The organism is Mycolicibacterium psychrotolerans, assembly GCF_010729305.1.
GTDB lineage: Bacteria > Actinomycetota > Actinomycetes > Mycobacteriales > Mycobacteriaceae > Mycobacterium > Mycobacterium psychrotolerans.
On record NZ_AP022574.1, the window covers coordinates 4,964,368 to 4,987,318 of the forward strand.

The 22,951-nt window shown below is 69.3% G+C and carries 24 protein-coding genes and 1 pseudogene; 8 read left to right on the forward strand and 17 right to left on the reverse strand.

Features of this window, described 5'->3' with window-relative positions; translation table 11 throughout:
- Positions 1-1,362, reverse strand: a complete 1,362-nt coding sequence (locus G6N45_RS24035; protein ID WP_163725765.1) for a WS/DGAT/MGAT family O-acyltransferase — start codon at positions 1,360-1,362, stop codon at positions 1-3.
- Between the two features lie 70 nt (positions 1,363-1,432).
- A complete protein-coding gene (locus G6N45_RS24040) occupies positions 1,433-2,932 on the reverse strand; it encodes a bifunctional aminoglycoside phosphotransferase/ATP-binding protein (RefSeq protein WP_163725768.1) in 1,500 nt (499 codons plus the stop codon).
- A 127-nt stretch (positions 2,933-3,059) separates the two neighbouring features.
- On the opposite strand from G6N45_RS24040, the gene G6N45_RS24045 reads away from it, so the two are divergent.
- Positions 3,060-4,040, forward strand: a complete 981-nt coding sequence (locus tag G6N45_RS24045; protein WP_163725770.1) for an Acg family FMN-binding oxidoreductase — start codon at positions 3,060-3,062, stop codon at positions 4,038-4,040.
- A 3-nt stretch (positions 4,041-4,043) separates the two neighbouring features.
- Positions 4,044-4,889 (forward strand): universal stress protein, encoded by an 846-nt coding sequence (locus G6N45_RS24050; protein WP_163725773.1) that lies wholly within the window; start codon positions 4,044-4,046, stop codon positions 4,887-4,889.
- Here G6N45_RS24050 and G6N45_RS24055 read toward each other — a convergent pair.
- The 7 genes and pseudogenes from G6N45_RS24055 to G6N45_RS28330 all read right to left on the reverse strand — a co-directional run bounded on the left by G6N45_RS24055 (position 4,853) and on the right by G6N45_RS28330 (position 10,414).
- Positions 4,853-5,599: a universal stress protein gene (locus G6N45_RS24055; RefSeq protein ID WP_179965232.1), complete on the reverse strand. Its 747-nt coding sequence runs from the start codon at positions 5,597-5,599 to the stop codon at positions 4,853-4,855. The two genes, G6N45_RS24050 and G6N45_RS24055, sit on opposite strands and share 37 nt — an antisense overlap.
- 15 nt (positions 5,600-5,614) lie before the next feature.
- Positions 5,615-6,202, reverse strand: coding sequence for an Rv1733c family protein (locus G6N45_RS24060; RefSeq protein WP_163725779.1), 588 nt, complete (start codon positions 6,200-6,202; stop codon positions 5,615-5,617).
- Between the two features lie 24 nt (positions 6,203-6,226).
- A complete protein-coding gene (locus G6N45_RS24065; protein WP_163725783.1) occupies positions 6,227-7,219 on the reverse strand; it encodes an Acg family FMN-binding oxidoreductase in 993 nt (330 codons plus the stop codon).
- Positions 7,220-7,336: 117 nt separating this feature from the next.
- Entirely contained in the window at positions 7,337-8,239 is a 903-nt protein-coding gene (locus G6N45_RS24070; protein ID WP_163725785.1) for a universal stress protein, read from the reverse strand.
- 138 nt (positions 8,240-8,377) lie between these two features.
- A complete protein-coding gene (locus G6N45_RS24075; RefSeq protein WP_163725788.1) occupies positions 8,378-9,175 on the reverse strand; it encodes a sigma 54 modulation/S30EA ribosomal C-terminal domain-containing protein in 798 nt (265 codons plus the stop codon).
- 84 nt (positions 9,176-9,259) lie between these two features.
- Positions 9,260-10,206, reverse strand: a pseudogene (locus G6N45_RS28320) (PE-PPE domain-containing protein).
- A gap of 4 nt (positions 10,207-10,210) precedes the next feature.
- Positions 10,211-10,414 (reverse strand): alpha/beta hydrolase family protein, encoded by a 204-nt coding sequence (locus G6N45_RS28330; RefSeq protein ID WP_264061007.1) that lies wholly within the window; start codon positions 10,412-10,414, stop codon positions 10,211-10,213.
- Between G6N45_RS28330 and G6N45_RS28140 the strand changes: the two genes are divergently transcribed.
- Entirely contained in the window at positions 10,413-10,760 is a 348-nt protein-coding gene (locus G6N45_RS28140) for a hypothetical protein (protein ID WP_246229236.1), read from the forward strand. The genes G6N45_RS28330 and G6N45_RS28140 overlap by 2 nt on opposite strands.
- A 363-nt stretch (positions 10,761-11,123) precedes the next feature.
- On the opposite strand, the gene G6N45_RS24085 is transcribed toward G6N45_RS28140, so the two are convergent.
- Entirely contained in the window at positions 11,124-12,488 is a 1,365-nt protein-coding gene (locus G6N45_RS24085; RefSeq protein WP_163728997.1) for a serine hydrolase domain-containing protein, read from the reverse strand.
- Positions 12,489-12,649: 161 nt separating this feature from the next.
- On the opposite strand from G6N45_RS24085, the gene G6N45_RS24090 reads away from it, so the two are divergent.
- Positions 12,650-13,405 (forward strand): DUF1906 domain-containing protein, encoded by a 756-nt coding sequence (locus tag G6N45_RS24090; protein ID WP_163729000.1) that lies wholly within the window; start codon positions 12,650-12,652, stop codon positions 13,403-13,405.
- 24 nt (positions 13,406-13,429) lie between these two features.
- On the opposite strand, the gene G6N45_RS24095 is transcribed toward G6N45_RS24090, so the two are convergent.
- The 4 genes from G6N45_RS24095 to G6N45_RS24110 all read right to left on the reverse strand — a co-directional run bounded on the left by G6N45_RS24095 (position 13,430) and on the right by G6N45_RS24110 (position 17,814).
- Positions 13,430-13,747 (reverse strand): STAS domain-containing protein, encoded by a 318-nt coding sequence (locus G6N45_RS24095; RefSeq protein WP_163725790.1) that lies wholly within the window; start codon positions 13,745-13,747, stop codon positions 13,430-13,432.
- Positions 13,747-16,251 (reverse strand): SpoIIE family protein phosphatase, encoded by a 2,505-nt coding sequence (locus G6N45_RS24100; protein WP_163725792.1) that lies wholly within the window; start codon positions 16,249-16,251, stop codon positions 13,747-13,749. The genes G6N45_RS24095 and G6N45_RS24100 overlap by 1 nt, the downstream gene beginning before the upstream one ends.
- Positions 16,252-16,397: 146 nt before the next feature.
- Positions 16,398-16,583, reverse strand: coding sequence for a cupin domain-containing protein (locus tag G6N45_RS28145; protein WP_246228779.1), 186 nt, complete (start codon positions 16,581-16,583; stop codon positions 16,398-16,400).
- Between the two features lie 349 nt (positions 16,584-16,932).
- Positions 16,933-17,814: a helix-turn-helix transcriptional regulator gene (locus G6N45_RS24110; RefSeq protein WP_163725794.1), complete on the reverse strand. Its 882-nt coding sequence runs from the start codon at positions 17,812-17,814 to the stop codon at positions 16,933-16,935.
- Positions 17,815-17,935: 121 nt separating this feature from the next.
- Here G6N45_RS24110 and G6N45_RS24115 point away from each other — a divergent pair, with 121 nt between their 5' ends.
- Genes G6N45_RS24115 through G6N45_RS24130 form a run of 4 tightly spaced genes read left to right on the forward strand, consistent with a single transcriptional unit; the run spans position 17,936 to position 20,916 of the window.
- Positions 17,936-18,961, forward strand: a complete 1,026-nt coding sequence (locus G6N45_RS24115) for a zinc-dependent alcohol dehydrogenase family protein (RefSeq protein WP_163725796.1) — start codon at positions 17,936-17,938, stop codon at positions 18,959-18,961.
- Complete coding sequence (locus G6N45_RS24120) at positions 18,958-20,019, forward strand: alpha/beta hydrolase (protein WP_163725798.1); 1,062 nt, start codon at positions 18,958-18,960, stop codon at positions 20,017-20,019. Before G6N45_RS24115 ends, G6N45_RS24120 begins: the two co-directional genes overlap by 4 nt.
- Before the next feature lie 22 nt (positions 20,020-20,041).
- The gene (locus G6N45_RS24125; RefSeq protein WP_163725800.1) at positions 20,042-20,443 is read left to right on the forward strand and encodes a GlcG/HbpS family heme-binding protein; all 402 of its coding nucleotides are present in this window, start codon (positions 20,042-20,044) and stop codon (positions 20,441-20,443) included.
- A 50-nt stretch (positions 20,444-20,493) separates the two neighbouring features.
- Complete coding sequence (locus tag G6N45_RS24130) at positions 20,494-20,916, forward strand: PPOX class F420-dependent oxidoreductase (RefSeq protein WP_163725803.1); 423 nt, start codon at positions 20,494-20,496, stop codon at positions 20,914-20,916.
- A 17-nt stretch (positions 20,917-20,933) separates the two neighbouring features.
- Here the strand turns inward: G6N45_RS24130 and G6N45_RS24135 are convergent, their stop codons facing one another.
- From G6N45_RS24135 to G6N45_RS24145, 3 genes are read right to left on the reverse strand one after another with little or no spacing between them, the layout of a single operon-like run.
- On the reverse strand, positions 20,934-21,599 hold the full coding sequence (locus tag G6N45_RS24135; protein WP_163725805.1) for an FMN-binding negative transcriptional regulator: 666 nt from the start codon (positions 21,597-21,599) through the stop codon (positions 20,934-20,936).
- Entirely contained in the window at positions 21,593-22,339 is a 747-nt protein-coding gene (locus G6N45_RS24140) for a B3/B4 domain-containing protein (RefSeq protein ID WP_197746851.1), read from the reverse strand. Before G6N45_RS24140 ends, G6N45_RS24135 begins: the two co-directional genes overlap by 7 nt.
- Positions 22,332-22,934 (reverse strand): helix-turn-helix domain-containing protein, encoded by a 603-nt coding sequence (locus G6N45_RS24145; RefSeq protein WP_197746852.1) that lies wholly within the window; start codon positions 22,932-22,934, stop codon positions 22,332-22,334. Before G6N45_RS24145 ends, G6N45_RS24140 begins: the two co-directional genes overlap by 8 nt.
- Positions 22,935-22,951 lie beyond the last annotated feature (17 nt).

The window sequence follows — 22,951 nt, forward strand, 5'->3', positions numbered from 1 at the left end:
TCAACCGGCGGCCGCGGCGAGGGTGTCCACCGCTGACTCGATACCCCGCGCGAGCTCATCGAGGTCCGAGGCGGCGTCGAAATCCCCGAGGATCCCGAAGACCAGCTCGTCGGCGTAACTGAGGATCGCCACACCGGTGCGCAACCGCATCGCGATGGGAGGGACCGGCAGCACGCGGATGACGCGACGCCCCATGATGGTCATCGGCTTGCGGGGGCCGGGCACGTTCGTCGCCAAGGTGACGATGCCGCGTTGAGGCAGCCGGGTCAGCGCCCGCACCGCCCACGCCGTCACGGGGAACGGCACCAGATTGGATATCGCGACGAAGACGCCTCCCGCCTCGCGCTGCCCGCTGCCCTTGGCGCGGGACAGCCGGCGGTGTACGGCTTGCAACTGCTCGACCGGGTCCTCCTTGTCGGCGGGCAGGCTGGGCAGCATCAGCGATACCCTGTTGTCGGTGCGGTCCGCGGCGTCGTTCGAGCGGATCGACACCGGCACCAGGGTGCGCAGCGATGTGCGCTTGGGTGTCTCCCCCCGGCGCTCCAACGCCGCACGGTAGCTGCTGGTTATCGCGGCCAGTGCCACGTCATTGACCGTGACGTCGAACGAATCACAAATTCGCGCAACGTCTTCTAGCCTCACGACGGCGGCACTGAACCTCCGCATGGCCGACACCGGACCGTTGAGGGACGATGTCTCGGCCGGCCGCAGGATGCCGCTGGTGACCTGCAGCGCCCCGCCGACCGCCAGCGCCGAGACCCGCGTCACCGCGGTGGCCGCCCGCCACATGCCGCCGGCCCAGCGCACCGGATTGAGCCCGATCCCCGACCGGGAGAACGGCGTGTCCGCCGACTGCCGGGCGGCGCGGATCTCGGTGTCGTAGCTCGGCGCCCCACCGGTGTCGCCGAGGCGGGAGAACAGGTGCATCGTCGCGATGCCGTCGGCGATGCAGTGGTGGATCTTCATCAGCACCGCCCACCTGCCCTCGTCGAGGCCCTCGATGACCCAGCATTCCCACAGCGGCCGGTCGCGGTCGAGGCGGCGCCCCATCACCTCGGCGACGAACCGGTGGAGGGCCGCATCGTCGCCCGGACTCGGCAGCGCGGCCCGGTGCACGTGGTGGGACAGGTCGAAGTCGGGGTCGTCCTGCCACTCCGGCGGGCCGAGATCCAGGAGATGCGTGCGTAACACCTGCCGGAAGCGCGGGATGTCGGCGACCCGGTCGGCGACCCCGGTCACGAGCGCGTCGATATCGGGCATCGGACCCTCGAGGATCGACAGGCCGCCCACAGCGAGGCTGACATGGCGGTCGGAGTCCTCGGCTTCCAGGAAGCCGGCGTCCAGGTTTGTCAGATGCTCCACCACCTCACTCTCCGGCGGGGTCGCCGGGGGCGGAAGGGGCCGATGTCCCTTGCAGCCGGGACCAACCGCCCTACTGCCCGGATGCGCAGTACCGCTGATGCGCCTCCGCGATCGACTCCTCGACCGGACGGGTGGTGTCGAGGCGATGGGCCTGCAGCCAGTCCTCGTGAGCGTCGCTGAGGGCGGCGGCAATCTCCGGCGTGGCGTCCGAGGCCGACGGTCCCCGCGCAGCGACCCGGCGCATCGCCGCCTCGACCGGTGCACCGCAGACGAATTCGACCACTTCCGAGGCGGTCTCGCGACCGACGTCGCGTGCCTGTTGCCGGTGAGCCGCGTCCCGCCAGGTCCCGTCGAGGATCACCGGCCAGCCCAGCGTCAGCAGCTCGCGGGCGCGGCGCAGCACCTCGTCGTACACCGCGGCGACCTGACCGGGGGCGTACAGGCCGGCGTCGAGCGTGCCGGTCGCACCGCTGAGCAGCCCTTCCTCATGCAGCTGCCTGCGCACCTCGTCGGTGGACACGACGCGCGCGCCGGTGCGGTTCGCGAGCCCCCACGCCACGGTCGACTTCCCGGTCCCGGGCCCGCCGCCGATCACGACGAGGCGCACGGCACCGGAACGCAGATGGCGTAGCGCGATGTCGAGGTGATGTTGCGCGTCCACCGCCGCGTCGGCGTGTCCCTGGGTGACCCGGACGCAATCGACCTTGGCGCGCACCACGGCCCGATAGGCGACGCAGAAGTCGGCCAGCGGGCGCGGAGCCGGGTCGGCCGCCTCGGCGCGGTAGGCCTCGAGGAACCGGCCTGCGAGGTCGGGCCGACCGCAGAACTCGAGATCCATCGCCAGGAACGCGGCGTCGTCGAGGCCGTCGACGTAACGCAACCGGTCGTCGAACTCCAGGCAGTCAAGCAGGACGGGCCCGTCAGCAGTGCAGAAGATGTCGTCGGCCAGCAGGTCACCGTGGCCGTCGACGATGCGACGCTGCGCGATCCGCTGGGCGAACAGTGCTGTCCGCCCTTCCAGCAACCGGGTTGCGCGCGTGGCGATCTCGTCGACGGAGTCGGCGGCGACGACGAAGCCCGCATGCCTGCGCAACTCACTCAGGTTCTCCTCCCACCGCCCGGCCGTGGCAGCCGCGGTCGCCTGCGCGTCGATGGCAGGACCGCGCGCGGCGCCGCGATGGAAACCGGCGAGCAGGGCGGCGATCCCGGCGAGATCCGCCTCGACGGCCGCTCCGCCGCGGACCAGCGTGGCCAGCCGCGCCTCATCCGGATACCGCCGCATCACCACCACGGGTTCGCGCCCCCCTGCCGGGGTCTGGAAGTAGCCGATGCCCTCGTAACTGCCGGGAGCCAGCCGGCGGTTCAGCTCGAGCTCGCGGCGGCACGCGGCATCACGGCTCGCCACCGTGGTGAAGTCGCAGAAGTCGGTGCGCACCGCCTTCTTGGCCTTGTATGCCCGGGCACCCATCAGCGCCACCACGCCGGTATGGGTCTCGTGCACGTCCGCACACAGGTTGCCGGGCACGGTCCAGGGTTCGGACACCTGGTGCCCGGCGGCGACGTCGGCCATGCGTCCACTGTGCCGGAGGACGCCCCAGCGCGGGCAGAGCCGGAGGGCCCGCCGTTGAGGACCATTGACCCTGGCCGCTGCAACCGGGGCTGGGCAACAGTTGAGCCAAGCGAAACGGAGGGCGCGAATGCGCGACATCGGCGTGGACCCCGAGGTGATCAGCGATGCCGTGTGGCTGGCCTGCCGCGCACCGTCGTTGTACAACAGCCAGCCGTGGCGGTGGGTCGTCGATGCGGCGGGTATCGAGCTCTTCGCCGATCCGGATCGGGCACCGGCCCGCACCGACACCAGTGGGCGGGAGGTGCTGATCGCCTGCGGCGCCGTCCTCGACCACTTCCGGGTGGCCATGGCCGTGGCGGGGTGGATGACCTACGTCGAGAGTTTCCCCAATCCCAACAACCTCGATCACGTGGCGACGATCGGGTGCGATCCGATGGATTTCGTCACCGATGGACACCGTCAGCGCGCCGACGCCATTCTGCGCAGGCACACCGATCGGTTGCCGTTCGCCGCGCCCCCGCAGTGGGACGCCGTTCTGGGGCGGCTTGCCGAGGACGAGGGCCGCGACGTCCGCATCGACGCGATCTCACGCGAGGCGCGCCGTCACCTGGCCGACGCCTCCGCTCTGACGGTCTCGGCTCGCCTCTACGACTCGTCGTATCACGCCGAGCTTCTCGGGTGGACAAGCGATGTCGCTGTTGCCGAGGGGATTCCGGCCAGCTCGCTGCTCACCGCAGGGGAAAGCGAACGGGTGGACATCGGCCGGCGCTTTCCCACCGTCCGGCACGACGACCGGCGGGCCGAGCTTGCCGAGGACCACGCGGAAGTCGTGGTGCTGTCCACCTACGACGACAACCGGCACAGCGTGCTGCGATGTGGCGAGGTGCTCTCCGCGGTACTGCTGGACGCGACGATGGCGGGACTCGCGACGTGCCCGCTGACCCACCTCACCGAGGTGCCCGCCAGCCGGGAGATCCTCGCGGAGCTGATCGGGCACCGTGGCCACCCGCAGGTGGTCGTCCGCGTCGGGGTGGCGCCCGGCCACGATGATGTCGAGCCACCGACACCACGACGTCGCCTGGACGATGTCCTCGAGTTCGCGGTGTGAGCCATGGCGACACCTGCTGCCGTCGTCGTCGGCATCGACGGCTCGGACTCGGCCACCGACGCGGCGGTGTGGGCGGTCGAGGAGGCGGTGAGTCGGGACATCGCCCTGCGCCTGGTATTCGCTCTGCCGCCTGATGAAGCCGCACACCATCTGGCCGCCGCCGAAAGCGCCGTACAGTCGGCGTGCGCCCGTGTGGAGGCGATGGAGCGGCCGGTCGAACTGGAGGCCGAGATCGTGCGCGACTCCGCGGTACGCGCCCTGCGCACCGCGTCGCGCGACGCGCGGATGCTCTGCGTCGGCTCGGTCGGGCTCACCCACGGCGGTCTGACCCGGATGGGTTCGACCGCGGCGGCGCTGGCGACCTCGGCGCACTGCCCGTTGGCGATCATCCATCCCGCCGGACTCGAGTCGGGCTGGGTGGTGGTCGAAGTCGGTGACGATCCGGCAGCACAGGAGACGTTACGGCGAGGGGTCGAGGAGGCGCTGCTGCGACGCTGCGCGCTGCGGGTGGTCACTACCTGGCCCTCGCGCTACACCGACATCCACGATGCCGGCGCGGTCGCCGACGGGAACCGGCTGGCGCGCCGACGACTGGATCGCCGTCTGACCGAATGGCGGGTCCGCTTCCCGGGCTTGGACATCCAGGCCGTGGCGGTGCCCGGCAGCTTCGTCATCTATCTCGCCCGGCACGTCCGTTCGATCCGGCTCGTGGTGGTTCCTCATGAGCGCGCCGAGGCCATTGCCGAGCTGGTCGGTCCGCCGCAGCAGGGTACGCCCGGCGATCTCGGATTCGACGTCCTGCTGTGCGAGCCTCAGTGCCGCACCAGCAGCAGCGAACAGTTGGGGTAGCCCAGGATCGGATGACCGTTCGGCATCGTCAGGGTCGGTAGCGCGTCCGCGTCGGCGGCGCCGACGACGGCCAGCGCGACGTCGTCGTGACCGCGTGTCTGACAGCCATAGTGATGACCTGAACCGGCCGCGACGATCTCCACGTGCACGTCCGGATAGCGGCGCACCCAGCTGTCGGCCCGCCGGTCGATCTGCCGTACTGTGCGCCCCCGCAGCCGGCCCTCGTGCATCGCCAGGTGGACGACGTCGTCGTTGCCGGCTTCGTCGGACAGCACCACCGAGATCACCCCGTCGGTGTGCGCCGTCCCGTCGGGTCGGCTTCGGATCACAGCCACCGGGCACGCCGAGCCGCGCGCCAGCGCGGCCACCGTGTGCCCGATCACCGGTTCGTCGGCGGCCCGGCGCGGCTTGGCCCCGATGCACACCATCGCCGCACGTCCCGACTCCCGCAGTAGGACGTCCCCGGGCCGGCCGATGACTCGGACAGGTTGCGGACGAACACTTTCGGCGCCGATACGGGCGATGTCCTGAGCCTCCAGGAGCACCGCGTCGGTGACACCGTCGGGGTCCGCCCCCGAAGCCATCGCGTGCACGATGCGCAGAGGCAGGCCACGGTCGACAGCCTCGGCGGCCGCCCACCGGACGGCGTTCAGCGCGGCGTGCGAGCCGTCGACACCGACGACGACGGTGCGCGGCTCGTGGGACAGCATGGCGTCGGACACTGTTCAGGCGTTGTTGTTGGTCCGGCCGCCGTTGTCGGCGAGCCCGCCGAGTTCACGGTCCCAGTCGGCGTAGCGACCTCGATCGAGCCGCATCCGGAGCACGGCCCATCCGGCGACGGCCAGCCCGACCGCCAGGGACCACACCGACAGCGCGGCGATGACCGCCTGCACGGCCGCATCCCGGTCGGTGGGCGGCGCGGCCCGGCGGTTGCCGCCCCGGTCGACCCAGATCGTCACGTGGTCACCGGCTTTCAGCTTCGCGGTGCGCATGTCGTCGATGCGGGTGGTGCCGTTGAACTGCCACTGGACCGGCGAGAGGTAGGGGTTGTCGTAGGCCTGCGCCGTCGCCCTGCTGTCGCGGGTCACGGTCGCCTCGATCTGCTGCCGTTCTGCACGCTGGGTGGCGAAGGTGCGGGAGAGATCGTCGTGCACGGCCGTTCCCGCCGCGCCGGCGACGGGCACGGCCAGCAACGCCACCACGACGATCAACAACAGGCACGCCGCCTCGACGCGATCGCTGACGCGTACCAGCGGATGATGGGCCCGGAGTCGCCGCGTCCAGACGGTGAGACCGAAGTTGTTGGTGTGCATGGTGACTCCGTATCGCATTCCCGGTCAGTCCAGAGGGTGGCCGTCGAGCCGGGTGAGCACCTCACCCAGCGGGCGGCGCGGCGTACTCGGCAGCGGATCGGCGTTGACGGGCGCCCACCCGATTCGCAGCAACATCTGCGCGTGGCCTTCCGACCCGAACACGTCCTCCCCCACCGCGGCCCTGATGTCGGGGATCTCCAGCGGCCCGGTGATCGGGCAACTCGCCAATCCCGCCGCCGTGGCAGTCAGCAGCACGAGGCTGGTCGCCTCTCCGGCACGCAGCTGCGACACCCGGTCGTCGGCGACCGTGCCGAGGGCGATGACCGCGGCGTTGTCCTCCGACGGTTGAGTGCCGTCGGGCTGCTTGAGCACCGCGCCCGCAAAGGATCGGGCGGGAATCACCGCGGCCGGATCCGGGCGGGGCGCACTGCGTGCGGGCACGCCTGCGGTGGATCCGTACCGTCCGCTCCAGGTGGCCAGTTCGGCGAGGTAGCCAGGATCGTTGTTGTGCCGCCACTCGGCATCCATCACGCGACGCTTGAGCGTGGTCAGTTCGTCGAACTGGCGCAACATCACTCCCGCACGGGCCGCCCGCGCACCCATCATCGCGATGTCGCCCCTCGGCACCGGCCACGAGCTGTAGCTGCGGCGGTCGGTGCGCCGCCGCGGGATCGCCGCGGCCAGCGCGATGTCCATCTCGGCCGGCGGGTACGGGCGCAGTTCGAGGACGGCGAGATGGTGCGGCTCAGCCGGATTGGGGAGGCGGTGCACCTTGGCCTGCCAGCCCAGCGCGGCCAGCGCGATCTGCGCGTGATTCAGTGACGCCCCGCAACTGAGCATCAGGTCGCGGGCATCGGGATCGGTGTGCGGCAGCGCCAGATCGGGATTGGCATACAGGTGAATGCTGCCCTCGCCGACCCGCCAGTCCCACGGCTGGGAGTTGTGCACCGACGGAGCCCGCACGGCCAGCATCAGAGCTGACCGCAACGTCTCGGCGTCCGGGAAGTGCGAGCTCATCGGTGTCAAAGCCCCCTGGCTGAACATGGATCCGGTCTATTTCAGGATGTCGTTTCGCGGTCGCCGTGCAGAGGGTCTAAAGACCCGGAACGCCGGTGACTTGCGTGCTCAGCCGTCTCAGGACCGTCTGGCCACGATGACCGGGATGCGCGCGGCCTGGGCGACAGTCCAGCTGACCGACCCGAGCAGCAGGCCCGCGAATCCGCCCCGGCCGTGGCTGCCCACGACGAGCAGCTGGGCGTGGCGCGACTCCTCCACCAGGTGATGGGCGGGGTTGTCTTGACCGACGACGCGCCGGACCCTCACGTCGGGATAGCGCTCGCACCAGCCGGCGAGGCGTTGGGCGAGTTCCTCCTCGGCCTGCTCGGCCAGGTCCTCGCGGGCCACGTCGACGTAGAAGTCGCCGCTGTTCATCCACGTGTGGATCGCCAGCAGGCTCACACCGCGCCGGGACGCCTCGTCGAACGCGATCGCCGTCGCCAACTCGCTCGCCGGAGAGCCGTCGATACCGACGGCCACCGGCGCGTCGTTGCGGTAGAGGACAGGTTCCTCCTCGTGCACGATCGCCACCGGGCAGTGCGCGTGGTGAGCCAGCGCCGAACTGGTCGAACCCAGCAGCATTCCCTGCAGCCCGCCCAGACCGCGACAACCGACGACCATCAACTCGGCGTCCTTGCTCATGTCGATCAGCGCGGGCATCTTGGGTCCGGACAGCACCCGCTGCTCCACGCGGACCGGCCTGGACTCGGCCAAGGTCGCGGTGACGACTTCACGGGTGTCCGCGACGACCTTGGCCGCATGGCGGTCGAGGTCGGCCAGGTAGTCGTCGGTGATCGGCAGATCCAGCCAGGGACCGATCTCTTCCGACGGCTGGACGTGCACGATGGCCAGCGGCAGGTGTCGCAGCGCCGCGTCGCGGGCCGCCCATTCCGCCGCCGCGCGCGAGGCGGACGAACCGTCCACCGCGACGACGATGCCGTAGTGACCGGACCCGTGGTGAACCGACGGTGTCGATGTCATCTCTTCCTCCTTGCCCGCGGCGCCGGTGCGGTCCGGGCCCGATGACTCAACGCTAGGGATTCCTGCCGGACGGTTCGCGGGGCGTTGGTCATCAGTGCAGGGCCGAAAGACCCTCACCTGCGCCCGGATTCGGCGCCGTCACCCGGCCGGGGTGACCAGGCCGAAGTGGCCGTCGTAGCGGTGGTAGAGCACGCCGGCCCGGCCCGCGGCGGCGTCGATGAAGAACAGGAACGGCAATCCAAGCAGCCGCAGTCGCTCAGGGGCGTCCTGCTCGCGCAGGCACGGCGGCGGGTGCGGGCTCACGGTGACGGCGTGGGAGAACGGCGCCAGCTCGTCCGCCACCGAGGGAGCCACCAGTGCCAGCCGATATCCCGTGGGTTCGCTGCGATAGAGCACCCCGACGGTGCCGGAACCCTTCTCGGTGAACAGGTGGAAGTCGTAGTCCAGCAGCTCCATCTCGGCGATGGCATCGTCGATGGTGCACGGCGTCATGGTGAACGACTTGCGCCGGATGACGCGCCTTTCGGTGGCGCGCTGAAAATGATTGAGCCGCTGGGCCGGCCGCGACTCCTGCCGCCAGGACCTCCCGCCTTCGAGCCGGTCCCTCCGACGCACGTCGAAGTGTTCGGCAACGTGTTCGAGCCGCCGTCGCAGGCGCGCCTCGAGCAGGTCGATGGCCTCCTGCGCGGTGGCGGCGTGCACCTGGGCGCGGACCAGCCGGCCGTTGACATCGAGATTGGCCTGGGCGACGACCGGCGACTCGACCGCGGGGTCGTGGTGCCTGCTCAGCCTCACGCGGGCGTAGAGCACCGGACGGTGCGAGAGCCGCCCCAACTCCCCGATCTTCTTCCGCGCGTAATCGGCCGCGCCGGGAAGGTCACCGTGGGTGGTGACGTCGACATCGATGATCTCGGGGACCTGAACTCCGTTGCTCATACGTCCTTGCTACGTCGCCCGACGCAGTGCAGTTAGGGCCAAAAGTCACAGCGTGCGTTGGCAATCAGTCCATCGCAGGGCGGACTACGATGCGGGCTTCGACACCTCCGGGATGTCCGCGCCTTCCGACGTCTCCGCACTGCCGGGATCGGTGACCGCCTTTGCGGCAGCATCATCGGCGTCATCCGTGGGGTCACCGACGGGGGTGACCTCGCTGTCGGCCGGATCCTCGTCATCGCGGGTGTCGGCGGAGTCGTCTCCGTTCTCGGCGCCGTCACCGTCTTCGCCCTCGGTGTCCGTCGCTGCCGCGTCACCGGGTGTGGCCTCGTCGTCGGGTGCGGTCTCGTCGGCGGGTGGCTCCTCGTCGGCGGTGGTGGTCTCGTCGGCGGGTGTCTCCTCGTCGGCTGCCGTCTCGACCGGCTGCACACCCTGGTCGGGCTCCGTCGGCGCGTCGGCCTGCGGGGCCGGTTCATTGACAATCGCGGGAAGGCCGGTCACCAGTGACGCCAGCTTGCCGGCGGGCGCGGGATCGTTGCGGCTGTATCCGGCGTCGATCGCGGCTTTGAGCTCTGCCTCGCGGGATGCCAGGGACGGAAACAGTCGTACGAGCGGCAACTTCTCGGTGGGTACGAGATAGTGAGTTGTGATGCCGCCCTTGGTATCCAAGTCCACGTCGATGTTCTCTGCAGGCACCGTGGACAGGTCGGCGAACATCACGGGCACGTGGACGAAGATCGAGCCCGCCACGGCGTTGGCGACCGCGAGGAGGTTCCACCACCGATCGGGGAAGTCGGCCATTCCGTCGTACTCCCCGTGACGACGATGATGTCGTACTTGGTCTCGGGTGCGGGTTGGTAGGTGTAGTCGAAGCGCGGGTCGTACCGGGCCTTGTCGATCAGCGACTGCCGGCTGGAGTCGGCGACCACGATGAAGGTGATCTCGTTCTTGCCGGGCGCGTCGGGATCGGCGTCCATCTGGCGCAGGACCTCGTTGACGACGAGGGAGCCGGCGGACAGGCCCACCACGGTCACCTTCTCACCGTTGATCGGCTGACCGTTGGCGTCGGTGCTCAGCCGGCCCCAGGGCCGCGTCGATCTGGGCGTTGAGGTTGGTGATGCCGACGTTGATCGACGCACCGAGGGTGAGGTTGTTACTCCCGGTGTAAGGCGCGGCCTGCGCGGGCCAGTTCACGCTCACCCGTGGCTGGCCCTCGAGCGTTCCGCCGAGCAGTTCAGCCATGACGATGTCGCTGAGCGAGGGCGTCGCGATGCCACCGATCACCAGTGCCGTGCTACTGCTCCACGCGGGCGTCGCCGAGGCGACCGCGACACTCGCCGTGGCGAGGATCGCCCCGCAGGCAACGCCGGCTCTGCGCATGCTGAATCGCATCGGTTCTCCTGGAGATGTCGTCGGGGTGCGGCCGACAGTGCGGCGACAGCAGCAGGATATGAGCCTTGATGACGGCGCGCACAGCAAAATGGTGAATTCGACAGTTCTACGCTTCAGCGAAAGAGTAGATGATGGTCACGTGCGTGATAACTCGCCCCACGCGATGGACGGTGCGCTTCACCCGCGCGTGGCTTAGCAGCGCAGACGTCGTCACAACTTCGTCGGCAACGTCAATAAGTGGCGACCTCCGCCGCGTATCTAACAGCTCAGTGGTTAACTGCTTGATTTCGCGATCCTGGGGCCTGGCACAAGATCAATGCACCGTATGAAGTCGGCGGAGATGACGTTAGTCACGTCGATGCGGCGCCGCGATGGCGACCGGGCAAATTGACGCCAGGGAAAGACCGTTGACGCCAGGGAAAGACCGCGCGTGTGTTCAGCAAAGCGGTCCAAACCGGTCGAGCCGGGTGGCCGATGACGTGGCGTGACGCGATCGCGGGCGGCGATCTCGGTCAAGCTGTACGCGATCGTCGGATCACCGTAGGCCGCCCAGGCCGGCTCAGGGCCGCCGCGGGCCGGCGTTGTCGACGCCGAGCGCCCGGGCCACCTCGGTGGCGACCTGGCCGGCAAGCCTCGAGATCGGCGGACCGCCCGGGGCGTGGACCGCGTTGGAGAGAACCACCACATAGGTGTCCGACGCGGGATCGATCCACAGCGACGTGCCGGTGAAACCCGTGTGGCCGAAACTGCCCACACCGAAGACGGCGCCGCGCGGCACGGAATAACCGGTGTCGATGTCCCAGCCGAGGCCGCGCAGGTTCTGTCCCCGGATGGCGGGATACCGCGGAGCGAGCAATCGGTCGACGGCAAGCGTTGCCGCGGAATGCGTTTGGCGATCCGCGCGCTTGGCATCCTCGAGTTGCCCCGGCGAGTGGCCGGGCTGGGCGGGCGCCGTCATCGCTTGCAGTGTCGCCCGCGAGAGCGGGAACGTACTCTCGCGGCCGGCGAGCCGGTCGAGAAGGGCCTGCGCGAACAGGCCGACGTCGCGCGCGGTGGAGAACACGCCGGCGTGCCCGGCCACGCCACCCATGCGGCGGGCCGTCGGATCGTCGACGACGCCGCGTAAAAGCTGACCGAAGTGTGGATTGGCCGCGGGATCCCCTGCGCTCTCGTCGTCTCGGCGGGTGGGCGCGATGCGCGCCAGCGGCCGGGTGTTGCGCGCCGAGGGACCCTGTGTGGGCAGATATCGGGTGTCACTCATCCCCAACGGCGCGAACACGTGTCGCTGTACGTACCCGTCCTGCGATTCACCGGTGATCCTCTCGATCAAGGCGCCGAGCAGAAGGAAGTTGATGTCGGAGTAATGAAAACGCGCCCCAGGAGCCGATTCCAGCGGCGCCGACAGGGCGCGCCGCAAGCCTTCTGCCTTGTCGGCCCGCGCCAGTCCCCAGGGGTCGTCGAGGTTGACGTCGCCCGGTTCGCCGGAGGTGTGGGTGAGCAACATCCGCAGGGTGACCCGCGCGCGTTGCGGATCGTGCGCCGGGTTGAAGGCGGGCAGATAGGCCTGCACCGGATCGTCGAGGCGCACGGCGTCGCGCTCGCACAGCTGCATGACGGCCGTCGCCGTAGCGAGGACCTTCGTCAGCGACGCGACGTCGAAGACGGTGTCCTCGGTCATCGGCTCGGCGGGCGCCGGTGTTCCGTCGACGCCCGGGTCGCCGGCGAGCGTGCGCGCGCCGTACGCCCTCCGGAACACCACCTGGCCGTCATGACCGACGAGCACCACGGCACCGGGAAGTCGGTGTGCGGCGACCGCGCCGTTGACGAGTGCGGAGACCGCGGGCATGTCGGGGGTGGGGCGGCTGGGCTCCGGGTGGGCGGGCGCCGTGTGCGGAGCACGGATGGCCGCAGCGCGGGCTTCCATCCCCGGCGCCGACGGCGCCGCGAGCGTGATCACCGCGGTGCCCAGCACGACCGCCACCCGCGCCGTGCGGGTGGCGCGGAAGACAGGAGAACCGGAAGGCACCTCATCGAGAGTGCCAACGCAGACGCGCGGGGGCAACAACGCCTACCATCGCCGGGGTGATGATCTCGCGTCGGCAGGCTCTCCGACTCGCCGCTGCGACGCCACTGCTGCTGACCGTGCCCGTCTCAGTCGCGCCGAGTGCGGCGGCCGAACCCTCTCAGCTGATCGACTTCACCGAGCGGTTGGTCTCGCCGGATCAGATCAAGGCAGCCGGCTATGCGGGGGCGCTGGTGTACGTCTCGGAAGTGCGGCCGGGCGCCGGCTTCGACTTCAAGCCGGTGACGCGGGAGTACGCGGATACGATGCGGGCGGCCGGCCTGCACGTCGTCAGCTGTTACCAGTACGGCAAGCCCGGGTGGCCCACTCCGTCAGATTTCACCCGCGGGTACGCGGGCGGAGTGGCCGATGCGCAGACCGCTCTGCATCTGCACGGCGCCGCGGGCGGACCCGACACAGCGCCGATCTTCTTCAGCGTCGACGAGGACATCGACTCTGATGCTTGGAGAACACTTGCGGTGGAATGGTTTCGGGGGATCGGATCGGTGTTGGGCGTTGAACGCACCGGAATCTACGGCCACGCGCTGGCGTGCGGATGGGCGATCGGCGACGGGGTCATCGGGCACTCGACGACTCCGGGTCACCGGTGGGCGTGGCAGACCAAGGCGTGGTCCCAGGGCGCGCGCGAACCGGCCGCGGTGCTCTACCAGAGTGCCGTCAACACCGCGTCGACACCGGGCCCGCTGATCGGGGACATCCATGTGGACACCGACGACATCCTCGCCGCCGACTTCGGACAGTGGGACCTGACGCGGTAGCCGGCGGGGTCCGACGCGTGGATGTCACGTGCCGGAGGCCACCTCGACATGGACGACCTCCGCCAGTCCGCTGACACGCAAGGTCGTCTTCAACAGCGACGGGGCGATGATCGTGGTGACGCGGTCGGCTGACGCATAGAGCGCATTGATCGCGGCGCTGTCGAGGTACGTCACCCCGGCCAGGTCGACGAGCAACCGGACGGAGCGTCGTGTCGCCTCGGCGACGGCGTCGGTGAGAGCCCGCTTGAACGCGGCGATATTGCTCAGGTCGATCTCGCCTGCCGTGGTGAAGCGCAGGCATTCGTTGTCGGCAGCGATGTCGACGGTCAGCGACGTGGCCATCAGAGGATCCTCGCGGTGAGATGAACGGTGGTTCCGGAAGCGCCGTGGTCGAGGGTGACATCGTCCATCAACAGGCGCATCAAGGCGACGCCTCGGCCACGGACCGGATCGGGCACAGACGATGGCACTTTCCACACACCGCTGTCGGTGACGGTCACATGCACCCTGTCGGCCGAGACGGCCGCATGCAACTGCACGCCGCCCTCAGGGCGGTCACGGTGCCCGTGCTCGATAGCGTTCGCGACGGCCTCCCCGGTGGCGACGAGCAGGTCGACGATTTGATTCTGGCCGACTCCGACCTGCCGCAACCAGTCCCGCAACGCGGTGCGGGCGCCGGCGAGCTGGGCGGGGTGGGCGGGAAACGTCCGTTCCAGCGGTGCCGGCGGCTTGCAGAGCAACAGCACGACGTCGTCGTGGTACCCACCCTCGGGTGCCAGACCCGACATCATGACGTCGACCAGGTCCTCGAGGGCCGAATCGCGGTGCTCGGCAAGCATGCCGACTGCCCGAGAGATGCCGTCGTCCAGAGTGTTTCCGCGACGTTCGACCAGACCGTCGGTGTAGAGCATCAACGTCGCGCCGGCGGGCACCGTGATCCGGGATTCGGGGCGATGGTGGCCCGTGCGAATTCCCAGGGCGATGGTGTGGCCCCCCTCGAGGATGTCGGCCGTTCCGTCGGAGAACACCAGGATGGGCGGCGGATGCCCCGCGCTGGAGTACACGAGTTCGCCCGTACCCGTTTCGAGGATCGCGCACACCGCGGTGGTGCACTGCGCGCCGGGCAGCCGCGCCGCGAACCGGTCGAGCCGAGACAGCGCGGCAGCCGGACTGGGATTGTCGAACAACAGCGCGCGGCAGGCGCTGCGCACCTGACCCATCACCGTGGCCGCCGTCAGACCATGCCCGACGCAGTCGCCGACGATCATGGCGATGCGTCCGTCTTCGAGATCGACGACGTCGTACCAATCCCCGCCGACCTGCAGAGGGGGGCTGGCGGCCTGATAACGGGCGAAGAATCCGCGCGGCAGGTCGTCGGGGCCCAGGATGGCGTGCTGCAGCGCCAGCGCGGTCTCCCGCTGCTGGTCGACTTGGTGGACGTGTTGCAGACCCTGGCTGAGCCGCCCCGCGAGCACGGTGAGCAACGTCTGGTCCTCGAGGGTGAAGGGCCGCTGGCCGGCGAGCTCGATCCATACGACGAGCACTCCGTCGGGATGCTGCATCGCCACCGCGGCGACCCCGGGCTTCGTGGTCACAGGGGCGAGAAGGTCACCGTCCCGGACGGAGCTGAGCTCGCGCTGCATGTCGGACGTCAGGTCATCCCATCGGAGGGGCCCGGCATCGCAGACCACGGTGGGCACGGCGTCGGCACCGGCGCGCTGATCGGCGAACGTTACGGCCAGCACCCGGCGCGCACGCCAGAGTCGGCGCAACTCGTCGACGGCGGCCTTCAGCGCATCGTCGACCGTGTCGGCCTGGGCGAGTTCGCGATTGAGCGCGTGCTCGCGACTGGCCGCCAGCGCCAGCGCGATCGCCGCGTGCCGGGCGAAATCGCTGACCAGCTCGAGGTAGTCGTTGTCGAAGCGCGGTTGGTGGGGGCGGCGTGCGACCGCGATCACGCCGAGCACGGTGCCGTCGGCGATCAGCGGCATGACGATCGCCGAGCGATCCCCGACATCGGTGAAACCTTCGATCGGGTATTGGAACGAGTCGGTGATCAGTGGCAGGCCCCGGCGCGCCACGCCGCCAGTGGTGGACCCGTCCATCGGCACCTGGCGTCCGATCACCTCGGAGGCGTACCGTCCCGCCGTCGCGGCGACCACCAGGGTCGCCACCTGATCGGCGGGCAGGTCGGGCTCCTTCGGGACCAGCAGGATGGCCTGTTCGGCGTCGGCCAGTTCCAGAGCCAGGCTGACGATCAGCTGTAAAGGGCCGGTCTGCGGATCGCTGGACAGCAGCGCGGTGGTGATCTCACGACTGGCCTTCGTCCATTTCGCCGCTTCCCGCTCCCGCTCGAACAAACGCGCGTTGTCGATCGCCGCCGCGGCCGCTGTCGCCAACGCCCGCACTGCATCCTCCTGGACGACGGAGAACGTCCGGTCCGGCCGGTCATCAAACAAGTACAGCGCGCCGAAGTCATTGCCGCGCACCATGATCGGCACCGCGAGCACGGCACGGACCGGCAGCCCGTCGAGCCACAGTCGCGTATCGAGCTGCTGGACAGACAGCCCGCCGAGCCGCACACCCTCGCCGACCGGCAGCAGGGCGACCAACTGGCGCGCGGTGTCCTCGTCGATCCCCTGGCACACGAAAGTCGTCAAGGCTCCGTCTGCCTCCTTGACCCCCAGCGCTCCGGAGCGGGCGGCGCTGAGTTCCATCGCGGCACTGACGATGCGGCGCAGGGTCACGCTCAGGTCCAGGTCGGACCCGATGCCGACGATGACCCGCACGAGCCGTGCGGCGTCGTCGCGTGCTGCGAGCAGTTCGGCTTCCCGACTGGCGCTCACCGGTCACCGCTCGTGGACTTCCCGCCCCTCACCGAGGCAGCGGTACCCCCGCTCGTGCGCCGAAAAACATCGAGTCGATTATCTGCCGCGTCAACATAGTCCGGATTGACGGGCGACGTCTTCCGATGCGTTCCCTCGATGTGGGATTACTGACCAGGGAGGTACTGCGCGTCGCTGACCTGTTCCATCCAGTCGACCGGCCGACCGTCGACGAAACCCTGGATGGCGATATGCGTCATCGCCGTCTCTGCCGTCGCGCCGTGCCAGTGCTTGACTCCGGGGTCGGTCCAGATGACGTCGCCGGCAGAGATGTCCTGACGCGGCCACCCCATTCCTGAACCCAGCCCGAGCCGGATGTGACGATGAGGGTCTGTCCGGCCGGATGGGTGTGCCAGGCGGTGCGTGCGCACGGGGTGAACGAGACCTCGGCGGAGCTGACGGTCCGGCTGCCATTCGGTTCGAAGAGGAGCTTGACCGAGACGTCACCGGTGAACGTGGTCTCCGGGCCTGACACGGCCGGGCGTTCGTCGTTCCGTGAGATCTGCACTCCGGCGCCGTCGGCGCTCGACGGGCTCGCCTTCCAGAGGCCCAGGGGCACAGCGGCGGTCACCAGGACTGCCAGAGACATCGTCTTCTTCATCGGGTGTCCTGTCTGTCGATGGTGACGGTGCAGGCGGAAGGTCATGGGGCCATGGTCGATTCGGGCGTGATCGCCGTGCTTGCCCACGACGCCAACAGATCCAGTGCGTTTGCAGTCGGCGACGCCGGCTCGGCGGTGTAGATCGTCATGGTGAGACCGGGGTCGGCGACCATCTCGACCCCCTCGTAGGCCAGCTCCAGATTCCCGACGACGGTGTGGTGGAAGTGTTTCACGCCCGAACCGTGCAGGCGGACGTCGTGAGAACTCCAGCGGCGGCGGAAATCCGCACTACGGGTCGATAATTCGCCGACCAGGTCGTGCATGTCCTTGTCGTACGGATCCCGCCCCGCCTCGGTGCGCAGGATCGCCACGCAGGTGTCCGCAGCGGTGTCCCAATCGGAGTAGAAGCGCCGGGCGTCGTCGTCGAAGAACGTGTAGCGGGCGAAGTTGGGCACCTTGCCCGGCTCTCGCTCGTACAGCGACGAATGCATGGCGCGGCCGAGGTGATTGGTGGCGAGCAGGTCCATTCGGCCGTTGCGGATGATCGCCGGCGGCCGGATCCCGTCGAGCACCCATTGCAGTGCGGGGCGTGGGGTCCACCGCGTCCCTGGCCGGCGCCGCGGTCGCATGCCGGCGCTCGTGCCGTCCGCAGCGTGGGCGAGGTGGAACAGGTGCGCGCGTTCGGCGTCGTCGAGGTGCAGTGCACGGGCGAGTGCGTCGAGCACCGACGGCGAGACTCCGCCCAGTGCGCCGCGTTCCAGCTTCGCGTAGTACTCGATGCTGACGCCGGCCAGCGACGCGACCTCCCCGCGCCGCAGCCCGGGGACCCGGCGTTGGCCGACCACGGGGAGGCCGGCCTGTTGCGGCGTGATCTTCGCCCTGCGCGAGGTCAGGAACTCACGCACCTCGGCTCGGTTGTCCATGCCTTCGACGGTACGTCCGCAACGGCCGGCCAGGGATGCCCTCCGAGTACACCTCTCGACAGTGACTCCCCCGCCGGACCCCACGGGCGTTACCTGGTATCAACCAGCGAAAGGAGTCCCCATGCTCGCCACCGTCATGTACGCCCCCGGCGACGTCAGGGTCGAAGACCGGCCCGATCCGACCATCCAGAAACCCACCGATGCCGTGATCCGGCTGTCTGCCACCTGCATCTGCGGGTCCGACCTGTGGCCCTACCGCGGCGCCGACGCTGTCGACGAGCCCATCCCGATGGGCCACGAGTACGTCGGCATCGTCGAAGAGGTCGGCTCGGACGTCACCAGCATCGCGCCCGGCCAGTTCGTCGTCGGCTCATTCTTCGCGTCGGACAACACCTGCGAGATCTGCCGGGCCGGCTACCAGACGTCCTGTGTCAACCGCGAGATCCTCGGCACCGGCGGCGGCGCACAGGCACAGCGGATGCGCGTACCGCTGGCCGACGGCACGCTCGTCGCCACACCCGGCGTGCCCGGAGACGACCTCGTCCCCGACTTCCTCGCCGCCTCCGACGTCCTGGGCACCGGCTGGTTCGGCGCGGTCGCCGCCGAGGCCGGCCCCGGCAAGACCGTGGCCGTCGTCGGCGACGGCGCGGTGGGCCTGTGCGCCGTGCTGGCCGCCCGGGAACTCGGCGCCGAACGCATCATCGCGATGAGCCGCCATGACGCCCGGCAGCAGTTGGCCCGCGAGTTCGGCGCCACCGACATCGTCACCGAACGGGGCGATGCGGGCGTCGAGCGGATCAAGGAACTCACCCACGGCTTGGGTGCCCACAGTGTCATCGAGGCGGTCGGAACGCAGGAAGCGATGATGCAGGCGATCCGCTCCACCCGGCCCGGCGGACACGTCGGCTACGTCGGGGTCAGCCACGATGTCACGCTGCCCGGTGAGGAGCTGTTCATGTCCCACGTCCACCTGCACGGCGGACCGGCTCCGGTGCGCCGCTTCCTGCCCGACCTGATCGAGCGCATCTGGCAGCGGACGATCAACCCCGGCAGGGTGTTCGACCTCGAACTCCCCCTCGGCGACGCCGCCGCCGGCTACCGCGCCATGGACACCCGGGCAGCGACGAAGGTGCTGCTGCGACCATGAACAACCTGTTACGCCGCGTGCTCGGCGCCACCGCGGTCGCAGTCAGCATCTGCTCGCTCACGAGTTGCACCACGTCGGCCGGCGAGGCACCGCGAAGCGACTCCGCCGCAGTCGATGTGTGGGACAAGACGTTCCCCAAGAGTGACGCGGTGGACAGCGAGAAGGTGCGCTTCGACAACCGCCTCGGCATCACGCTGATCGGCGACCTGTACGTTCCGAAGAACATCGACCGCTCGGCGACCCACCCGGCGATCATCGTCGGCCACCCCTACGGGGGCGTCAAGGAACAGTCGTCGGGGCTGTACGCCCAGCAGATGGCCGAACGGGGTTTCGTCACACTGGCGTTCGACGCGTCCTACGGCGGCGAGAGCGGCGGATCGCCGCGCAACATCGCCTCCCCAGAGGCGTTCACCGAGGATTTCAGCGCTGCCGTCGACTACCTCGGAACGCATGCGTTGGTCGACCGGAACCGGATCGGCGTCATCGGGGTCTGCGGTAGCGGCAGCTTCTCGCTCAGCGCCGCCGCTGTCGACCCGCGCATCCGCGCTTTGGCCACGGTCAGCATGTACGACATGGGCCGAGCCATGCGGCAGGGCCCGGCCGACAGCGTGCCGGAGGATCAGCGCCGGCAGAATCTCGCCGCCGCGGCCGAGCAGCGCTGGGCCGAGCTCGACGGTGCGGAGCGGCAGATGGTGCCGGGCACCCCGGTCGAACTCACCGACCAGTCCTCTGCGATCGACCGGGAGTTCTACGACTACTACCGCACTCCGCGAGGCGAACATCCGCGCTCGACAACGGCGTTCACGTTCACCAGCACGGCGCCGATGAACGGCTACTACCCGTTCGCGCAGATCGCGGCCATCTCCCCGCGACCTCTGCTGTTCATCGCCGGCGAGAACGCGCACTCGCGGTACTTCAGTGAGGACGCCTTCGCCCGGGCTGCGGAGCCCAAGGAACTCGTCATCGTGCCCGGCGCCGGTCACGTCGACCTCTACGACCGCACGGAGTTGATCCCGTTCGACACGCTGACGAGGTTCTTCGACCAGAACCTGCGGTGACCGACGGCGCTATGGTGTCCCGATGACGGTCGACCTCGCCACGGCACTGCGCATGATCGCCGCCGCGCACGCCGAGGCCGAACGCCGGTCGATACAGGTTTCAGCCGCAGTGGTGGACGCCGGCGGCAACCTGGTGGCGTTCGGCCGGATGGACGGCGCGGAGATCGCCGGACCGGTTCTGGCAGTGGACAAGGCGTACACCGCGGTCGCCAACCGCATCGCCACCTCCGAACTCGCCAGACTGGCAGCGCCGGGCGGAGAACTCTTCGGGCTGCATGCCAACGGCGGCGGTCGGTTCGTCATCTTCGGTGGCGGCGTGCCTGTCAGGGTCGAGGGAACCGTCATCGGCGGAGTCGGGGTCAGCGGCGCGAGCGCCGCCGACGACGAAGCCTGCGCTGTGGCGGCGTTGAAGTGTGTCGGCTGAGCAGTGCGGGTACAGCGATCCCATCGCTCACCGACCGAGAGGACAGCCCGATGTCGCCGTTGTCAGATTCCGCCAAGGAGATGCTCGCCAAGGCCAACCCCGCGGTGATCAGTACGGTGCGCTCCGACGGCCAACCGGTCTCAGCCGCGACGTGGTACCTGCTGCGGGACGACCAGATCCTGGTCAACATGGATCGCGCACGGGTACGTCTCAAGCACCTGGAGAAGGACCCTCGGATCTCGCTGACCGTTCTCGATGACGGGGACTGGTATACCCACGTCACGGTGATCGGCCGTGTGGTGCGCATGTACGACGACGAGGGCCTGGCCGACATCGACGCGTTGTCGCGGCAATACACCGGCCGGGAGTACCCGCAGCGGGACAGGCCGCGCGTCAGTGCGGTGATCGAGGTCGATCGCGTCCACGGCTGGGGATCGCAGAAGAACAACGACCAGCCCGACGGCCGCGAGTAGATCGCTGGCACCGGGTGTCATGGACGCTGGCGGAATTCATCCCACTCACCGATCGCCGCCAACCGTCGCCGCTGCTGCGCCGCGGCACCCGCGTCGAGCGCCCGGCCCCGCCGCTCGAGATCATCGCTGACGCGTTCGCGATGGTCGGCGGGATTGCGGTCGTCGTACTTGAACTTGGCGTCGATGCCGACGATCGTCAGCCTGACGCCGCGGATGCCGCTCAGCATGCGGCCGTACGGCGGTTCGTCGACGGCCACCTCTGCGTGTCGCCCCTCGGGCTGGAAGTCGGCCAGTTGGGCGTTCAAGATCCCGGCCTTCCCTTCCGGATCGTCGACGATCGTTGGCCGGCAGACGAACTGGACGCTCGCGTAGTAGCTCGTCGGCACGCCGTCCTCATCGGGGCCGCCCGCCTTGGCGCGCCAGTAGGTCGGGATGTAGGCGTAGTCACCGATCACCGCGAGGCGGACCTCGGCAGCGGCTTCGAGGTGCCGCCAGACCGGGTTGGGCCGCGCCAGGTGAACGAGCAACTCATCACCGGCGACGGTGAAATGCGTCGGTATCAGTACGGGCGCCTGCGACGGGTCGACGTTGTTGACGGCGAGGACCCCGAAGCGGTCCGTCGTGGTGAGCCATTCCTGCCATTCGGTGGCGTCCAGCGACGCGTCCCACGGGTGTATCAGCATGGTCGATCTTTCTGCGGGTCGGAGGGCCGGGTGAGGAGACGCCGCACGGTGGTGACGGCCGGACCGAGTCGATGCAGGTGCTCGTCGAGTTCGTCGACGGCGGCGTGGAGTTCGCGGTCGGTCATCGGGTGCAGGGCGTCGAAGATGAACAACGCCGTCGTGGTGTGTTCGCTCAACTGCGTGCGGCGGGCCTGCCGCCAGTTCCAGCGCCGGCACGTCACGCCGACGTCATCGCACCACACCACCTCTCCCACCTCGGGGTGCTCGACGACGTCGGCGCCGTCGGCGACGGTGTCGAACGGTTCCCCACCGGTTGCCCGGATCAGTCGGGGCGGCCCGGTGTAGCGGGAAAGGTCCTCTCCCCCAACGGGAAGCTGATGCTTGACCGACACGGCGTTGTAGATGTCGGTCAGGCGGTTCACCCGGGGAAGCCCGGTGGCCACGCGACGGGTCAGTGCCTCCACGCTGGTGCGGGTTCGCTGCGGCTTGGCGCCGAACGCGCGGAACGCGTCCCGCCACGCCGCGATGTGCGCGATGTCCTCCACTGGCCGGTCGCCGAGCCGCTCGCGCGCAACCGATTCCGCCTCCTTCAGCAGCGTCTCGCTGATCTCGTCACTCGGACCGGGTGGCAAGCCTCCGGCGGCGATCATCACCGCCCGGTAGTCCGGACGCAGATCGAACACGGCGTCCTCGACGTGCGCGCCCTCCACTGCCTCGGTGAGCATCGAATCCTCAGCCACGATGCGCGTCCCCAGAAGCGTTCCCGACGCCCGGTTCGAAGACGGTGAGGACGAACCTCGCGATCTCCGTTCCGGTGTTGACGTAGCCGTGATCGACGTCGCCGGGAAAGGCGATCGCGTCGCCGGTGTCGAGCACCGTCGCCTGTCCCTGCACCTCGACGGCGATCGGTCCGTCAATCACGGTGAGGAGTTCCTGGGTTCCGGCGACATGCGCCTCGCTGGTGTGGCGGTCACCGGGGCCGAGCGTCCAGTCCCACATCTCGACCACGTGGGGTGGCGATGTCCCGGCGACCAGGACGCCGCGTCCGCCGTGGGTCCCTGTCCACAGTCGCGCTCCGTCGCCGCGGCGGGTCACCTTCACCGCCTTGGACTCCGGCGGTTCCACGAGTGCCGGCAATCCCACCCCGAGCGCGTCGCTGAGCCGAAGAAGTGTTCCCACACTGGGATTCACCGCGCCCTGCTCCACACTGACGACCATGCGCCGGCTCACCGATGCGGCACCGGCGAGCTGATCCAGCGTCCACCCACGCCGTTGCCGCTCCTGCCGGACCCGCGCACCGATCGCCGTCGCGAGCTTCGCAGCCACCTCATCCACGCAGTGCAGCATAGCGC

Excerpts from the sequence above, each read along its gene's own strand:
- G6N45_RS24040 (WP_163725768.1), bottom strand. The coding sequence starts at position 2,932 with ATGGCCGACGTCGCCGCCGGGCACCAGGTGTCCGAACCCTGGACCGTG.
- G6N45_RS24045 (WP_163725770.1), top strand. The coding sequence starts at position 3,060 with ATGCGCGACATCGGCGTGGACCCCGAGGTGATCAGCGATGCCGTGTGG.
- G6N45_RS24050 (WP_163725773.1), top strand. The coding sequence starts at position 4,044 with ATGGCGACACCTGCTGCCGTCGTCGTCGGCATCGACGGCTCGGACTCG.
- G6N45_RS24055 (WP_179965232.1), bottom strand. The coding sequence starts at position 5,599 with ATGCTGTCCCACGAGCCGCGCACCGTCGTCGTCGGTGTCGACGGCTCG.
- G6N45_RS24060 (WP_163725779.1), bottom strand. The coding sequence starts at position 6,202 with ATGCACACCAACAACTTCGGTCTCACCGTCTGGACGCGGCGACTCCGG.
- G6N45_RS24065 (WP_163725783.1), bottom strand. The coding sequence starts at position 7,219 with ATGAGCTCGCACTTCCCGGACGCCGAGACGTTGCGGTCAGCTCTGATG.
- G6N45_RS24070 (WP_163725785.1), bottom strand. The coding sequence starts at position 8,239 with ATGACATCGACACCGTCGGTTCACCACGGGTCCGGTCACTACGGCATC.
- G6N45_RS24075 (WP_163725788.1), bottom strand. The coding sequence starts at position 9,175 with ATGAGCAACGGAGTTCAGGTCCCCGAGATCATCGATGTCGACGTCACC.
- G6N45_RS28140 (WP_246229236.1), top strand. The coding sequence starts at position 10,413 with ATGACGATGTCGCTGAGCGAGGGCGTCGCGATGCCACCGATCACCAGT.
- G6N45_RS28330 (WP_264061007.1), bottom strand. The coding sequence starts at position 10,414 with ATGGCTGAACTGCTCGGCGGAACGCTCGAGGGCCAGCCACGGGTGAGC.
- G6N45_RS24085 (WP_163728997.1), bottom strand. The coding sequence starts at position 12,488 with ATGGAAGCCCGCGCTGCGGCCATCCGTGCTCCGCACACGGCGCCCGCC.
- G6N45_RS24090 (WP_163729000.1), top strand. The coding sequence starts at position 12,650 with ATGATCTCGCGTCGGCAGGCTCTCCGACTCGCCGCTGCGACGCCACTG.
- G6N45_RS24095 (WP_163725790.1), bottom strand. The coding sequence starts at position 13,747 with ATGGCCACGTCGCTGACCGTCGACATCGCTGCCGACAACGAATGCCTG.
- G6N45_RS28145 (WP_246228779.1), bottom strand. The coding sequence starts at position 16,583 with ATGGGGTGGCCGCGTCAGGACATCTCTGCCGGCGACGTCATCTGGACC.
- G6N45_RS24110 (WP_163725794.1), bottom strand. The coding sequence starts at position 17,814 with ATGGACAACCGAGCCGAGGTGCGTGAGTTCCTGACCTCGCGCAGGGCG.
- G6N45_RS24115 (WP_163725796.1), top strand. The coding sequence starts at position 17,936 with ATGCTCGCCACCGTCATGTACGCCCCCGGCGACGTCAGGGTCGAAGAC.
- G6N45_RS24120 (WP_163725798.1), top strand. The coding sequence starts at position 18,958 with ATGAACAACCTGTTACGCCGCGTGCTCGGCGCCACCGCGGTCGCAGTC.
- G6N45_RS24125 (WP_163725800.1), top strand. The coding sequence starts at position 20,042 with ATGACGGTCGACCTCGCCACGGCACTGCGCATGATCGCCGCCGCGCAC.
- G6N45_RS24130 (WP_163725803.1), top strand. The coding sequence starts at position 20,494 with ATGTCGCCGTTGTCAGATTCCGCCAAGGAGATGCTCGCCAAGGCCAAC.
- G6N45_RS24135 (WP_163725805.1), bottom strand. The coding sequence starts at position 21,599 with ATGCTGATACACCCGTGGGACGCGTCGCTGGACGCCACCGAATGGCAG.